Origin of the sequence: Pseudomonas sp. MYb193, from assembly GCF_002966775.1 — a bacterium.
Lineage (GTDB): Bacteria > Pseudomonadota > Gammaproteobacteria > Pseudomonadales > Pseudomonadaceae > Aquipseudomonas > Aquipseudomonas paracarnis.
In genome coordinates, this window is the sequence record NZ_CP023269.1 from 926,600 (window position 1) to 939,654 (window position 13,055).

General features: G+C 59.5%; 19 protein-coding genes. All 19 read left to right on the forward strand.

The features are described 5' to 3' along the window. Positions 1-86: 86 nt before the first annotated feature. On the forward strand, positions 87-359 hold the full coding sequence (locus tag CLM72_RS04280) for a hypothetical protein (RefSeq protein WP_105225729.1): 273 nt from the start codon (positions 87-89) through the stop codon (positions 357-359). 94 nt (positions 360-453) lie between these two features. Beyond that, a complete protein-coding gene (locus CLM72_RS04285) occupies positions 454-705 on the forward strand; it encodes a holin (protein WP_057700687.1) in 252 nt (83 codons plus the stop codon). Next, on the forward strand, positions 702-1,217 hold the full coding sequence (locus CLM72_RS04290) for a glycoside hydrolase family protein (protein ID WP_105225730.1): 516 nt from the start codon (positions 702-704) through the stop codon (positions 1,215-1,217). Before CLM72_RS04285 ends, CLM72_RS04290 begins: the two co-directional genes overlap by 4 nt. A gap of 26 nt (positions 1,218-1,243) precedes the next feature. Further along, positions 1,244-1,651 (forward strand): Gp49 family protein, encoded by a 408-nt coding sequence (locus tag CLM72_RS04295; protein WP_105229076.1) that lies wholly within the window; start codon positions 1,244-1,246, stop codon positions 1,649-1,651. Beyond that, positions 1,648-2,004 (forward strand): hypothetical protein, encoded by a 357-nt coding sequence (locus tag CLM72_RS04300; protein ID WP_105225731.1) that lies wholly within the window; start codon positions 1,648-1,650, stop codon positions 2,002-2,004. The genes CLM72_RS04295 and CLM72_RS04300 overlap by 4 nt, the downstream gene beginning before the upstream one ends. A gap of 11 nt (positions 2,005-2,015) precedes the next feature. Beyond that, positions 2,016-2,474: a lysis system i-spanin subunit Rz gene (locus tag CLM72_RS04305; protein ID WP_105225732.1), complete on the forward strand. Its 459-nt coding sequence runs from the start codon at positions 2,016-2,018 to the stop codon at positions 2,472-2,474. Next, positions 2,471-2,683: a hypothetical protein gene (locus CLM72_RS04310; protein ID WP_105225733.1), complete on the forward strand. Its 213-nt coding sequence runs from the start codon at positions 2,471-2,473 to the stop codon at positions 2,681-2,683. Before CLM72_RS04305 ends, CLM72_RS04310 begins: the two co-directional genes overlap by 4 nt. 8 nt (positions 2,684-2,691) lie before the next feature. Continuing rightward, a complete protein-coding gene (locus CLM72_RS04315) occupies positions 2,692-3,225 on the forward strand; it encodes a terminase small subunit (protein ID WP_060772908.1) in 534 nt (177 codons plus the stop codon). Continuing rightward, positions 3,203-4,714 carry a terminase gene (locus CLM72_RS04320; RefSeq protein WP_105225734.1) on the forward strand — a complete coding sequence of 504 codons (1,512 nt, stop codon included), beginning with the start codon at positions 3,203-3,205 and terminating at the stop codon, positions 4,712-4,714. Before CLM72_RS04315 ends, CLM72_RS04320 begins: the two co-directional genes overlap by 23 nt. Before the next feature lie 29 nt (positions 4,715-4,743). Then, the gene (locus tag CLM72_RS04325; protein ID WP_146120431.1) at positions 4,744-5,070 is read left to right on the forward strand and encodes a hypothetical protein; all 327 of its coding nucleotides are present in this window, start codon (positions 4,744-4,746) and stop codon (positions 5,068-5,070) included. Position 5,071: 1 nt separating this feature from the next. Continuing rightward, positions 5,072-6,766 carry a portal protein gene (locus CLM72_RS04330; RefSeq protein ID WP_158688677.1) on the forward strand — a complete coding sequence of 565 codons (1,695 nt, stop codon included), beginning with the start codon at positions 5,072-5,074 and terminating at the stop codon, positions 6,764-6,766. Further along, positions 6,766-7,062 (forward strand): hypothetical protein, encoded by a 297-nt coding sequence (locus CLM72_RS04335; RefSeq protein WP_060772904.1) that lies wholly within the window; start codon positions 6,766-6,768, stop codon positions 7,060-7,062. The genes CLM72_RS04330 and CLM72_RS04335 overlap by 1 nt, the downstream gene beginning before the upstream one ends. Continuing rightward, positions 7,059-7,772, forward strand: a complete 714-nt coding sequence (locus CLM72_RS04340; RefSeq protein WP_105225737.1) for a peptidase — start codon at positions 7,059-7,061, stop codon at positions 7,770-7,772. Before CLM72_RS04335 ends, CLM72_RS04340 begins: the two co-directional genes overlap by 4 nt. Positions 7,773-7,801: 29 nt before the next feature. Next, positions 7,802-8,797: a major capsid protein gene (locus tag CLM72_RS04345; protein ID WP_044271485.1), complete on the forward strand. Its 996-nt coding sequence runs from the start codon at positions 7,802-7,804 to the stop codon at positions 8,795-8,797. Between the two features lie 39 nt (positions 8,798-8,836). Then, the gene (locus tag CLM72_RS04350; protein ID WP_044271487.1) at positions 8,837-9,229 is read left to right on the forward strand and encodes a Bbp16 family capsid cement protein; all 393 of its coding nucleotides are present in this window, start codon (positions 8,837-8,839) and stop codon (positions 9,227-9,229) included. Next, the gene (locus CLM72_RS04355) at positions 9,222-9,599 is read left to right on the forward strand and encodes a hypothetical protein (RefSeq protein ID WP_105225738.1); all 378 of its coding nucleotides are present in this window, start codon (positions 9,222-9,224) and stop codon (positions 9,597-9,599) included. Before CLM72_RS04350 ends, CLM72_RS04355 begins: the two co-directional genes overlap by 8 nt. A 59-nt stretch (positions 9,600-9,658) precedes the next feature. Beyond that, entirely contained in the window at positions 9,659-10,258 is a 600-nt protein-coding gene (locus CLM72_RS04360) for a hypothetical protein (RefSeq protein ID WP_105225739.1), read from the forward strand. Next, complete coding sequence (locus CLM72_RS04365) at positions 10,255-12,597, forward strand: hypothetical protein (protein WP_105225740.1); 2,343 nt, start codon at positions 10,255-10,257, stop codon at positions 12,595-12,597. The genes CLM72_RS04360 and CLM72_RS04365 overlap by 4 nt, the downstream gene beginning before the upstream one ends. Continuing rightward, a complete protein-coding gene (locus CLM72_RS04370) occupies positions 12,584-13,051 on the forward strand; it encodes a phage protein Gp13 family protein (protein WP_105225741.1) in 468 nt (155 codons plus the stop codon). Before CLM72_RS04365 ends, CLM72_RS04370 begins: the two co-directional genes overlap by 14 nt. Positions 13,052-13,055 lie beyond the last annotated feature (4 nt).

Here is a 13,055-nt window from a genome sequence, read left to right on the forward strand (position 1 = left end):
TTTTACCGCTTCGAACCAAGCCTGGCCATTGAGTCGGGCTTTTTTGTGTTCGCAATTCATCATTTTCAATGTTTGAGGTAGTCGCGATGAGCGAATCAATCGCCACTCTGTTGTTCGCCGCCCTGGAAATGTCGGCGAGACATGACCGCAAAGTCGTCAAGGCCGTGCTGTATGGCGATAGCTGGGCTGCACTGCATGCCGATACCGAAATCGCCCACCTGATTGTTGATCACGGCCTGACACGGCCCAAAGAGTTCGCCGGCGTGCCGATCTACGCCAGTCACCTGACCGGGCCTGAGCAGGGTTTCAAGCTGGAATATCAGCAAGACCCCCCTGAAGTTTTTAGCCAAACCATCTGACGCGCAGGTATTTGCCGTCCTCATAGCCCAGCCATCGCGCTGGGCTTTTTCGTATCTGGAGGCCCGTATGGCAGCCCTGGACAGGAGTAGAAACATGGCCAACCCATCGCCCGAGAGCATCGTAGAGGCTGTGATTATTCCTGTTGCCAACAAAGGTTTGGTCGTAGGAACGGTGACAGGGGTTGCGGGCTGGCTTTCCCAGGTGAACTGGATTGGCCTATCTGGCGTGCTGGTAGCGGTGCTGGGCCTGGTGATAAGCGCTTACTTCCAGATCCGCCGTGATCGCCGGGAGACCATCGAAAGCCAAGAGCGCATCCGTGTGATGCGCGAGCAGTGCAAGTTGTGAGCCCGCTACTGCGTCAGCGCATTGCTGTGGGCTTGCTCAGTATCAGCGCCGCCGGCTTTGCCACCTGGCAGGCAAGCGAAGGGTTTACCCCTGTCGCCGTGATCCCCACCAAGGGCGACGTTCCCACCATCGGCCACGGCTCAACCCGCTATGAAGACGGTTCGCCAGTCCGCATGGGCGACACCATCACCCCGGCCCGCGCCGAAGTCCTGGCCCGCAACCTGAACAGCCACGCAGAGAAGCAATTCACCGCATCCCTCCCAGGCGTGAAGCTGCACCAGGCCGAGTTCGATATCTACATGGACTTCGTGGGCCAGTACGGCATTGGCACCTGGCTCAAGGGTTCGCCGCGCCGTGACCTGCTGGCCGGCAACTACGCCCAGGCTTGCAATGATCTGCTCAAGTACCGCTTCGCCGCGGGCTTCGACTGCTCCACACCAGGTAACAAGCGGTGCGCCGGCGTCTGGACTCGCCAGTTAGAGCGTCACGAGAAGTGCATGGCTGCGCAATGAATCCCTCAACCCCCGAGGCAACCACCGTGAACGACCAAGCAATCGAACAGGAAATCCAGGCCAAAGGCTTGACCGCACCGCGTGTCACCCCTGCCGACCTGCAGGCCAACATTGCCAGTGAGCACTACTTCACTGCCGTGGATGGCGTACTGGGCGCTTACAAGAACAACGACGACGTGCGCGTCGAGGTGATCAGCCCTGATTGGGAGGTTCCGCGCAGTATCGAATCCCTGGGCCTGCTCACCTTCTGCGTCCTAGTGCTGCGTAACGGCTTCACTGTCACCGGTGAGAGCGCTTGCGCCAGTCCGGAGAACTTCGACACCGAAGTGGGCCGCAAGATCGCCCGTGACAACGCTGTCGCCAAGGTTTGGCCGCTGATGGGCTACGCGCTCAAGCAGCAATTGCACCAAGCTGCGCAGGAGCAATCGAAATGACCGAGCACTACGTCGGCACCAAGATCGTTATGGATTGGGCCCAGGCTCACGCTGATGGCCGCGAAGGCTACACAGTGAAATACAGCGACGGTTACACCAGCTGGTGCCCCAAAGCTCAGTTCGAAGAATCCAACGTCGCTATCGGTCACGTCGGGCACATGCCACCGCACCAGCAACGCGTGATCGCCGAACGTGAGCAACTGGCCGACCGCATCCAGAAGCTGGAAGCGTTCCTGCACACCGATCTGTACGCCGGCCTGCCTGAGGACGAGCAGCAACTGCTCAAGATGCAGGCTGATGCGATGGTGCTGTACCTGGGCATCATCAACACCCGAACCTCTAAGTTCGTCTGAGGAATCCCGCCATGATCCGCTACCTCATTGTCGCACTCGCTGCATGTCTGGTGCTGATCTATGGCGGATGGAGCCACATCCAAGGACAGGCCAAGGACATGGCCGTTGCGAAGGATCGCATTGACACCCTTGAGCGGGCGGCTGAGTCACGGCGCAACACCCAGCGCCTGCTGGCCCAGCTCGACACCGAACACACAAAGGCCCTGACCGATGCGCAGACCACTAACAACCAGCTTCGTGCTGCTGTCGCTACTGGCGCTCGCCGGTTGTCCGTCAAGGCCACCTGTCCCGCAGTGCGAACCGCCACCGCCGCCACCAGCCTGGATGATGCAGAAGCGCGAGCCGAACTTGACCCAGCGACTGCTGAACGAATTGTCGCCATCCCAGCCGATGGTGACGAAGCCATCATCGCCTTGACTGGCTTGCAGGACTACATCGCCAACATTTGCCAGAAGGGAGGCACCCAATGATTAAGTACCGCGTCAAGTCCGCAGGCGAAGTGCATGAAGTAATGGCTGCAACGTTCGTGCAGGGTGAAGATCTTCGCCTTATTGGCGATGGCGGCGCAGTTGTAGCCATCTTCGGTTCATTCGAATGGCTCAAGGTTGTCCCTGTTGTGACTGCTCCGGTCGTGGAGGGTGATCCCTCTACTGAAAAGCCTGAACTGGCTGGCGAGTAAGGATTCCCATGGCACTGACACAAAAACAGCGCCTATTCGTTGATGAGTACTTGATTGACCTCAACGCAACCCAGGCCGCTATCAGGGCCGGGTACAGCAAAAGGACGGCCGGTCAGATAGGCGATGAGAACCTGAAAAAACCTCAAATTGCCCAGGCCATCAAGGAAGCGATGGATTCTCGCAGCAAGCGTGTGCAGATCAATGCTGACTACGTACTGAATCGCCTGGTCGAGATTGATCAACTCGACGTGCTGGACATCCTGCGCGATGACATGAGCTTCAAGCCTTTGTCGGAATGGCCGAAGGGTTGGCGCCAGTATCTGGTCGGCTTCGATATCGCCGAGATGTTCGAAGGTTCAGGCGAAGATCGATCGATGGTCGGCCTGATGAAAAAGATCAAGTGGCCGGACAAGGTCAAGAACCTGGAACTGCTCGGCAAGCACGTAGCGGTCAGCGCCTTCCGTGAACAGGTGGAAGTAAACGTAACCCACACCCTTTCTGAGCGGATGGCTAAAGCACGTGAGCGAGCCAGCAACGGTTGACCTTGAGCAGCAGTTAGTCGAGGACATCCTGTCATTTGCTCAAGACCCGCTTGGATACGTTTGGTACGCCTTCCCATGGGGCGAGCCTGGCACCGAGCTAGCGAACAAGACCGGCCCGCGTGATTGGCAGATTGAAGTCCTCGACTCAATCGGCAAGAAGCTACGCGCCGGCGCCAAGGATCTGGGCGAGGTAATCCACGAAGCCACGGCCAGCGGCCACGGCATCGGCAAGTCTGCCCTGGTGTCCTGGCTGATCAAGTGGACCGTGGATACCTGCGTAGATGCGCGTGGCGTTGTCACTGCCAACACTGAAACCCAGCTCAGGACCAAGACCTGGCCCGAGGTGGCGAAGTGGAACCGGCTTTCCATCACGTCTCATTGGTTCCGCATCACGGCCACAGCGCTGATCAGCACTGACCCGGAGCATGAAAAGAACTGGCGTGTGGACGCGGTGCCCTGGTCGGAGAGCAACACCGAGGCATTCGCCGGCCTGCACAACGAGGGCAAGCGCCTTCTGCTGGTGTTCGACGAGGCATCAGCCATCGCCGACCTGGTGTGGGAGGTGGCCGAAGGTGCACTTACCGACGAGAACACCGAAATCATTTGGGCGGCCTTCGGCAACCCGACTAAGACCACCGGCCGGTTCCGGGCTTGCTTCACACGGTACAAACACCGCTGGGGGCACCGCCAGGTTGATAGCCGCACGGTTGAAGGCACCAACAAAACGCAAATCGCCAAGTGGCAGCAGGACTACGGCGAAGACAGCGACTTTTTCCGCATCCGTGTACGCGGCATGTTCCCGAGGGCTTCTGAATTGCAACTGATCCCGACTGACTGGGTTGCCGACGCGATGAAGCGCGAGGCGGTCTATGGCATGGATGACGCCCTGGTCTGCGGTATCGACATCGCCCGGGGCGGCGCTGACAACAACGTGATCAGGTTCCGGCGTGGCCTGGACGCTAAGTCCATCAAGCCAATCAAGATCCCGGGCAGCGAAACCCGCAACACCACGGTGTTCATCGCCAAGGTGTGCACGGTGGTGATGGAGCATCGCCCGGACGCGGTTTTCGTTGACGCTACCGGCGTTGGTGGTCCAGTCGCTGACCAACTGCGCCGCCTGTTGCCGGGCATCGTCATCATCGATGTCAACTTCGCCAGCAGGGCGCCAGACCGGCACTACGCAAACATGCGCACCTATATGTGGTGGCAGATGCGCGAGGCATTACGTGCGGGCCTGGCCATTGATAGCAACGAAGAGCTAGAGGCCGAGCTGACCTCGCCGATGTACACGCACAACTCCAGCGACCAGATCGCCCTGGAGAAGAAGGACGACATCAAGAAGCGCCTGGGTATCTCTACGGACGACGGCGACGCCCTGGCGCTGACCTACGCCATGCCAGTGATGAAGAGCCAATACAACGAATACGGCGGTTCAGGGACCAGCAACAACGGCCTTGAATCCGAATACGACCCTTACGCGAGTAACTGACCATGTGTGGAAGCGGAATCAAAAAACTTGTGAACAAGGTGGTCAAGCTCGACCCATTGCGGGGCGGTGACGTCCTGCTTGAAGGGATGGGCTTGCCGAACATGTTTGGCGAGAACACCGGCATGTTCAACAAGGCCGAGCGGGAGAAGGCAGCGGCAAAGGCAGCGGCCGAAGCAGCGGGCTCAACATCCCCAGGTGCTGCGCCCACCACCTCCAGCGACTCAGTGCAGGCCGCTGTAGAAGCTGAACGCAAGCGCCGCCTGGCCCAATCCGGCCAGAACGGCACCATATTGACCGGTTCGTCTGGCGTGCTTGGCGGTGCCAACACCGGCCAGAAAACGCTGTTGGGGGTGTAAGTTGGCTGACTCCCTGCGCGAACGCTGCGAGAAGCGCTACACCGCTCTCAAGAGCGAGCGCGACAGCAACTGGCTGCCTGACTGGAAAGAGCTGGGCGACTTCATCAGCCCGCGCTCTGGCCGCTGGTACAACACGGACACCAACGACGGCAAGCGCCGAGATCAGAAGATTATTAACCCGCAAGCGACGTTTGCGTCTCGCACGCTTGGCGCCGGTATGCACACTGGCATGACCAACCCTGCATCGCCCTGGGTGAAGTTCGGTACGCCAGATCCTGGCCTGATGGAGTACGGCCCGGTCAAGGATTGGCTGTACGCGGCCGAGAAGTCGATGCGCGAAGTCATGGCCAGGTCGAACCTGTACAGCGTTCTGCCCAACCGGTACAGCGAAGAAGGCATTTTCGGCACCGCGCCTATGGTGGTGATGCCGGACGACAGCGATTTGTTGCGCTCTTACCCACTGGCTATCGGCAGTTACATGCTCGCCAACAACAGCCGCAACCAGGTGGACACGCTCTACCGCGACTTCCGCATGACTGCCCGCCAGATGGAACAGCAGTTCGGCAAAGACAAGATGAGCACCACGGCGCGCAACCTGCTGACCAGTAAGCCGGACGCCTGGGTTGATATCTGCCACGGTATCGAACCCAATGACACCCGCGAGAAGGGGCGCAAGGACAACACCAACATGCCGTTCCGGTCGGTGTACTGGGAAAAGAGCGGCGACAAGGATTCGATGCTGCGTGAGTCCGGTTTCAAGGTGTTCCCGGTAATGGCACCGCGCTGGGACGTGCTGGGCGAGGATGTGTATGGAACCGGTCCTGGATCGATGTGCATCGGCACCACCAAGGCCATTCAGTTGATGGAGCGCCGCAAGGCCGAACTGCTGGAGAAGGGCGTGCGCCCGCCAATGGGTGCGCCGGCCAGCCTCAAGAATCAACGCGCCTCGATCCTACCGGGCAGCATCACCTACCTGAACGATATGCAGGTGGGCGCTAAGTTCGCACCGCTGTATGAGGTTCAGCCTGCCTGGCTCGGCCAATTGCGTGGCGAGATTGCCGCTGACAGCTCGATCATTGACACCGCGTTCTTTGTCGATCTGTTCCTGATGATCAGTCAAATGGACAGCGTGCGCACCGCTTACGAGATTGCCACCCGCAAGGAAGAGAAGCTGCTGATGCTCGGCCCAGTGCTGGAGCGCCAGACAGATGACCTGTTAGACCCTCTGGTCGATATGTATTTCAACCAGATGCTGGAACAGTCGATCCCACGCTGGACCGGCATGTTGCCGGGTGCACCACTGTTGCCGCCGCCGCCGAAAGAACTGGCGAACATGGATCTGCGCATTGAGTTCACCAGCATCCTGGCCCAGGCACAGAAGGCCATCGGCGTATCCAGCATTGAACGAGCTATCGGGTTCGCCGGCACCGTGGCAACCGTCACCCAAAGCACCGAAGCGCTGGACCTGCTCGATTCCGATGAAGCCATGCGCCAATACTTTGAACTGATCGGCGTGCCCCCAACGCTGGTACGGGCTGATGACATGGTTGCTCAGATCCGCGAGCAGCGCGCCCAGGCGCAACAAAGCCAACAGATGCAACAGGAGCTGGGCAGCGTCATCCAGGGCGCCCAGGCGCTTAGCCAGACCGACACGGGAGGGGATAACGCCCTAACCGCGCTTGTAGGGGCGATGTGATGACCGAACGACAGGAGCCCACCGAGCAGGAACTGCAGGACATCGCCGACTTCAAGTGGCTGATGGATGACAGCCGCGGGCGCCGCTTCATGTGGCGAACCCTGGGTCATTGCAGGATTTTCCAGGGCTCAATAGGCCCCACCGACGCAATCACGAACTTCAACGAAGGCCAACGCAATGTTGGCCTTCTTCTTTTGAGCCAGGTCAACGACCTGACCCCATCGCTGTACGCGGTCATGGCTGCCGAGAACGCGCCAAAGCCGATTGCTGAACAACCCCAGGAGACAGATGAATGAGCCCTTTGATGATGAAGCTGCTTGGCCGCGTGTACATGAGCGAGGTTGATGCGGGCGGTGGCGGTGGTGGTGATGTATCGGCTCCCGCTCCCACAGCGGAAGCCCCGGCCCCAGCGGCTGACAGCTCGGTACTGACCCCGCCCGCTCCTACAGATGCTCAAGCACCGAAGCCGGATGACGCCAAGCCCGAAGACGCGGACAAGCCCAAGGACGAAAGCAAGGATGCTGATGGCAAGGACAAGCCAAACGGCGCCCCGGAAGCCTATGAGGACTTCACCCTGCCAGAAGGCATGGAGATGGATGTGGAAATCCTGGGCGAGTTCAAGAACCTGGCCAAGGAACTGAACATCCCGCAGGCCAAGGCCCAGCAACTCATCGACTTCCAATCGCAACTGGCGAACAAGCAGGCCGAGGCATACCAAGCCGCTGTCACCAAGCAGGCCAAGGACTGGGCCGCAGAAATCAAGAGCGACCCTGAAATTGGCGGTGAGAACTATGACAAGAGCGTAGCCAGCGCGATCAAGGTCATTCAGTCCTTCGGTGACCCGGCATTGACCGAGTTGCTGAATACCTCCGGGCTGGGCAACCACCCGGCGCTGTTCAAGTTCTGCCACCGCATCAGCGCGGCTATCTCGGAAGACAAGTTCGTCATGCCCGGCAGCCAGACCAATGCACCAAAAGAAATGAGCATCATCGACGCCTTCAAGTAAGGCCCTGACCAACCGTAGGAGATACACAGATGGGCATTTTGACCTCCACCATGCCGACCTTGCTGGATAAGTTCAGCCGGGAAGACAGCCAGAAAAAGATCATGAAGATCGTCGAGCTGATGGCCAAGCAGAACGATATCCTCATGGATGCCGAGTACCAGGAGTGCAACGACGGCTCCAAGCACAAGACCACCATGCGTTCGGGTATCCCTGAGCCAACATGGCGCCTCTTCAACAAGGGCATTCAGCCAAGCAAGTCCACCACTGTTCCGGTTCTCGATACCACCGGCATGATGGAAGACTATGGCTTGGTCGATAAGGCCCTGGCCGATCTGTCCGGCAATGCTGATGGTTTCCGCGTGTCCGAGAACGTTGCCAAGCTGCAAGGCTTCAACAACAAGGCCGCGCGCTACATGTTCTACGGCAACACCAGCTCCGAGCCTGAAGCGTTCCTGGGTCTCTCGCCGCGCTACAACGACAAGTCGGCCGAGTCTGGCGCAAACATCATTGATGCTGGCGGCACTGGCTCCACCAACGCATCGCTCTGGTTCGTTACCTGGGGCGAGATGACCACTCACCTGCTGTATCCGAAAGGCAGCGTGGCCGGCTTCCAGCACCGCAACTTGGGTGAGGACACCGTAAAGGATGCGGTTGGCGGCGAGTACCAGGCCTATCGCGACCACTTCAAGTGGGACATTGGTATGTCGGTGCGTGACTGGCGCGCCAATGCCCGCGTAGCGAACATCGACGTCAGCACATTGACCGCAGACGGCGCCACTGGCTCCAAGCTCATCGAGCTGATGATCAAGGCCTATTACCTGCTGGAAAACCCAATGCAGGGCGAAGGCCGCACGGTCATTTATGCCAACCGCACCCTGCAAACCTTCCTGCACCTGCAGGCCATGAACTCCAAGAACGTGAACCTGACCATCGGTGAATACGCCGGTAAGAAGATCCCCGAATTCCTGGGTATCCCAATCAAGCGCGTCGACGCGCTGCTGAACACTGAAGCCCGCGTAGTCTAACGACTGCGTGGTTTCCTCCCCCATATTGGAGAAACCATCATGCTTTTCGACGCAAAGCTGCTCATGTCGAGCGCCCAGGCAATCACCGCCTCCGCAGCTTCGACCGACGTTATCGACCGTGGCGACAACAAGGACGTAGGCCGCGCCGGTGATATTCCCTTGGTCATTCAGGTTGTTGAAGCGTTCAACACCCTGACCAGCCTCACCATCGAGCTACAGACTGATGACAACTCGGCCTTTTCCTCGGCCCGCTCACTGTATTCGGTGGTGGTCCCGCTGGCCGACCTGAAACTGGGTTACCAGACCCCGGTTATTACCCTGCCGCAGAAAACCGAACGCTTCCTGCGCCTCAATTACACCGTGACTGGCACCGCCCCAACACTGGGCAAGGTAACCGCCGGCATCGTTGCTGGAGTGCAGACCAATGCCTAAGCGCTATGAAGTGCTTGAGCGGTCGTTTATCAACGGTCGTCTCTATGAGCCGGGCGAAACACTGGTGCTGGAAATCGACAGCCCCGGCGGAAACCTGAAGATTGCGGGTGCAGCAAAGGCTCCAACCATCCAGCAGGGCGCTGATGATTTGGGTCTGGGCTACGTTGCTGCCCGTGGCGCTGCTGGCAAGTTCGTGATCAAGGATGACAAGGACCAGCGGGTTGGCGAGTTCATCGGCAGCAAGGCGGAAGCGGAAGCGGAAGCCGCCCGCCTGAATGCTGGTGGCTCAGTCGCACAGCCAACCATCCAGCAGGGCGCTGATGACGAAGATCAGGACAACACCAACGGCAACGGACTGCCAGACGCCTGATCACCAGCAACAAACCCTCTGGGCCCTTCAGGGCCCTTTTCTTTTTCTGAGGTTCCCGAATGTCCAGCGACGTAGAGATTTGCAACATCGCGCTGTCGCGTGTTGCACACACGCAGCCCATCGTTTCGTTCACGGAAAAGAGCAAGGCGGCCGAACTATGCCGTGTGTTCTATGCCCCGCTGCGTGAGCTGGTGTTGCAGGCGTTTCCCTGGCCATTCGCGGAATCTGTAGTTGCACTGGCAAGCCTGGGCAACCCTGCTCCTGGCTGGGCCTACCGTTATCGGTACCCGGCCGACTGCCTGCAAGTGCGTGACATCGTACAGCCAGGGTTTCGCCGCTCGCTCACCAGCGATATGCAGATCCCCTACAGAATTGGTTACGACGCAGGCGGCCGGGTGATTCACACCGATCAGCCAGAGGCTGCGTGCCGCTTCACCTTCAAGGTCGAGGACTCCACGTTCTTCGACCCTCAATTTGCCGACGCGCTGGCCTGGCGCCTGGCGATGGACCTGGCTTTGCCGCTCAGTTCCAAGCCTGACCTGCAGCAGTTCGCTGCCCAGCAATACCAAATGGCGCTGACCATCGCTGAGGGTTCCGCTTTGGAGGAATCCCAGGACGATCCAGAGCCTGAATCCGAATTTATTACGGTGCGAGCATGAGCGGAATACTCCAACCGACCTTCGCGGCGGGCGAACTGTCGCCGTCTGCCAGCGCCCGTACCGACATTGCCCGCTATTACACGGGCCTCAAGCTGTGCCGCAACTTCATGGTCATGCCCTACGGTGGCGTGCGTAACCGCGCTGGGACGCGCCTGGTGGCCGAGGTCAAGGATTCGACCAAGCTTTGCCGGCTGGTTCCGTTCCAGTTCAACGACGTGCAGACCTACGTCCTGGCGTTTGGCGACTTGAACATGCGGGTTATCAAGGACGGTGGCCAGGTGCTGTACAGCGCCGGCCCCAACATCGGCACGCCCTTCGAACTGGCCATGCCATACACGCAGAATGACTTGGCGTCGCTGAATTACACCCAGTCCGCCGACGTGATGACGTTCGCGCAGCCAGGGTACAAGCCGCGTGAACTGAACCGCCTGGCCCACGACAACTGGACCACCGCCGAAATCAACCTGGCCCCGCGCATTGCCGCTCCGGCATCTGCCACGGCGGTAAGCGGTGGCGGCACTGGCACGGCGCAAACCTGGCGCTACCAGGTCACGGCTGTGCTGGATGACGGCAACACCCTGGATGAGTCCCTGCCCGCAACGTCCAACTCCGTCACGACCCACACAGATGTTGCCTCGGCAACCATCACCTGGCCCGCCGTCACCGGTGCTACGTACTACATCATCTACAAGGACAACGCCGGCGCCGGAATATACGGGTTCATTGGGCGCGCCACCGGCACCACCTTCACGGACCAGAACATCACGGCCGTCAAAACCGACACACCACCGAATGGAAATGACCCTTTTGTTGGCGTCGGCAACTACCCGGGCGCCGTGGTGTATTACCAGCAACGCCTGATATTCGCCGGTAGCAATTTGCAGCCACAGACCGTGTGGACGAGCAAGACCGGCCTGTTCAAGAACTTCGGATATTCCGTCCCGAACAAGGACGATGATGCGATCACCTTCACTTTGAGCAGTAACAAGGTGAACCGGGTTCGCCATCTGCTGGGGCTGCGCAAGCTGCTGGCGCTCACCACGGGCGCAGAGTTCACTATTTCGGGCGGTGACACAGGTTTGTCGGCAAAGACCGTGCAGGCCGTTCCAGAGGGCTATGACGGTACCGCCATCGTTCCGCCCGTAGTGGTGGGTAACAGTGCCGTGTACGTCCAGGCGCGTGGTAACCGTGTGTCATCGTTCGGTTACTCCCTGAATGCTGATGGCTTTGCCGCTGATGACCTGACGCTATTCAGTGCACACCTGTTCAAGGGCAAGGAGCTGACGAACGTCGCTTACCAGAAGGTGCCCGACTCGATTGTCTGGTATGTGCGGGATGACGGCATGCTGCTGGGGTTGACCTACGTTCCCGAACAGCAGCTGGTGGGCTGGCACTGGCACGACACTGACGGCTTCGTCGAGTCCATCGCATGCATCCCGGAAGGCCAGGAAGACGTGCTGTACATGGTGGTGCGCCGCAACATCAACGGCGTGCAGAAGCGCTACATCGAGCGCATGGAAAGCCGCCAGATAACCAGCATTGAGGATGCTTTCTTTGTTGATTGCGGCCTGACCTACGACGGGCGCAACACCGACGCCGCCAAGACCTTCACCTTGTCCGGTGGCACAACCTGGCAGTTTCCCGAGGTCGTCACCATGACGGCGGCGGGGCACACCCCATTCACGGCCGGTAGTGTCGGCGTCGACTACTCGTTGAAGCGTCAGGTGATCGACGAGAACGGCGACCCGGCAACAGAAATTGTGCGGGTTGAAGTGGTCGGCTACACCAGCGCCAGCGTAGTCACGGTCAAGCTGCTGATCATCTGCCCGGTATCGTTGCGCGGTGTGGCCGTATCTGCCTGGGCTCGCCAGGTCAAAACGCTGTCCGGCCTTGGCCACCTAGAGGGTAAGACCGTTTCAATCCTGGCAGACGGCAGCGTGCACCCCCAGCGCGTGGTTACGGGCGGTTCCGTTGCGTTGCAGGAAGCCGCGGGCATTGCCCATGTAGGGCTGCAATACATATCTGACATGGAAACCCTCGACCTTGAGCTGAAAAACGCCAACGAGACAGCGCTGGACAAGAAGATTGCCGTCACCAGCTTGACCGTAATTGTCGAGGAGTCACGGGGCATCTTCGCTGGTAATGACAAAAACCACCTGTACCCACATAAGACTGACCGGGATGACTATGAGTCGCCTATCGAGCTGCTAACCGGCCAAGCGGAAATCTCTATCTCCAACAACTGGCAGGGCAAGGGCCGGGTGTTTATCCGGCAGGCCGATCCTTTACCGCTATCCGTGCTGGCGGTGATCCCGGAGGTGACCATTGGCGGTCGCTGACGTTTTGCCCATTGATCCCGACGATATCCCGGCGATCATGCGCGACGTGCGCCAGGCCGATATCGACGAGATTGTCGAAGGTCTCGGCGTATCCCTGGAGCGTGAGTTGCTGTCCGGCATCAACGACAGCCTCAACGCCCGCAAGATCGTGGTCAACGGTCACATCGTCGCCGTGTTTGGGGATGCTGTGCACAGCCTTCTTGGATCGGTCGGCGTGCCCTGGCTGATCAGCACCAGCCACGTCGAGCGCCACGCCCGCGCCTTTCTCAAGGTCTGCAAGCCCGAGGTGCAAGGGATGCTGACCCGCCACCGCCACCTCATCAACTACGTCGACGCCCGCAACACATCGGCCATTCGCTGGCTGAAATGGCTGGGCTTCGACTTCGGCGAGGCCGTCCCGTATGGGCCTAAGCGCCTGCCGTTCTATCCCTTCACCCTGAACCGAGAGGAATAACCAT

Bases quoted from the DNA above. Each gene is read 5' to 3' on its own strand.
- CLM72_RS04280 (WP_105225729.1), top strand. From the start codon at position 87: ATGAGCGAATCAATCGCCACTCTGTTGTTCGCCGCCCTGGAAATGTCG.
- CLM72_RS04285 (WP_057700687.1), top strand. From the start codon at position 454: ATGGCCAACCCATCGCCCGAGAGCATCGTAGAGGCTGTGATTATTCCT.
- CLM72_RS04300 (WP_105225731.1), top strand. From the start codon at position 1,648: ATGACCGAGCACTACGTCGGCACCAAGATCGTTATGGATTGGGCCCAG.
- CLM72_RS04305 (WP_105225732.1), top strand. From the start codon at position 2,016: ATGATCCGCTACCTCATTGTCGCACTCGCTGCATGTCTGGTGCTGATC.
- CLM72_RS04310 (WP_105225733.1), top strand. From the start codon at position 2,471: ATGATTAAGTACCGCGTCAAGTCCGCAGGCGAAGTGCATGAAGTAATG.
- CLM72_RS04315 (WP_060772908.1), top strand. From the start codon at position 2,692: ATGGCACTGACACAAAAACAGCGCCTATTCGTTGATGAGTACTTGATT.
- CLM72_RS04335 (WP_060772904.1), top strand. From the start codon at position 6,766: ATGACCGAACGACAGGAGCCCACCGAGCAGGAACTGCAGGACATCGCC.
- CLM72_RS04340 (WP_105225737.1), top strand. From the start codon at position 7,059: ATGAGCCCTTTGATGATGAAGCTGCTTGGCCGCGTGTACATGAGCGAG.
- CLM72_RS04345 (WP_044271485.1), top strand. From the start codon at position 7,802: ATGGGCATTTTGACCTCCACCATGCCGACCTTGCTGGATAAGTTCAGC.
- CLM72_RS04350 (WP_044271487.1), top strand. From the start codon at position 8,837: ATGCTTTTCGACGCAAAGCTGCTCATGTCGAGCGCCCAGGCAATCACC.
- CLM72_RS04355 (WP_105225738.1), top strand. From the start codon at position 9,222: ATGCCTAAGCGCTATGAAGTGCTTGAGCGGTCGTTTATCAACGGTCGT.
- CLM72_RS04360 (WP_105225739.1), top strand. From the start codon at position 9,659: ATGTCCAGCGACGTAGAGATTTGCAACATCGCGCTGTCGCGTGTTGCA.
- CLM72_RS04365 (WP_105225740.1), top strand. From the start codon at position 10,255: ATGAGCGGAATACTCCAACCGACCTTCGCGGCGGGCGAACTGTCGCCG.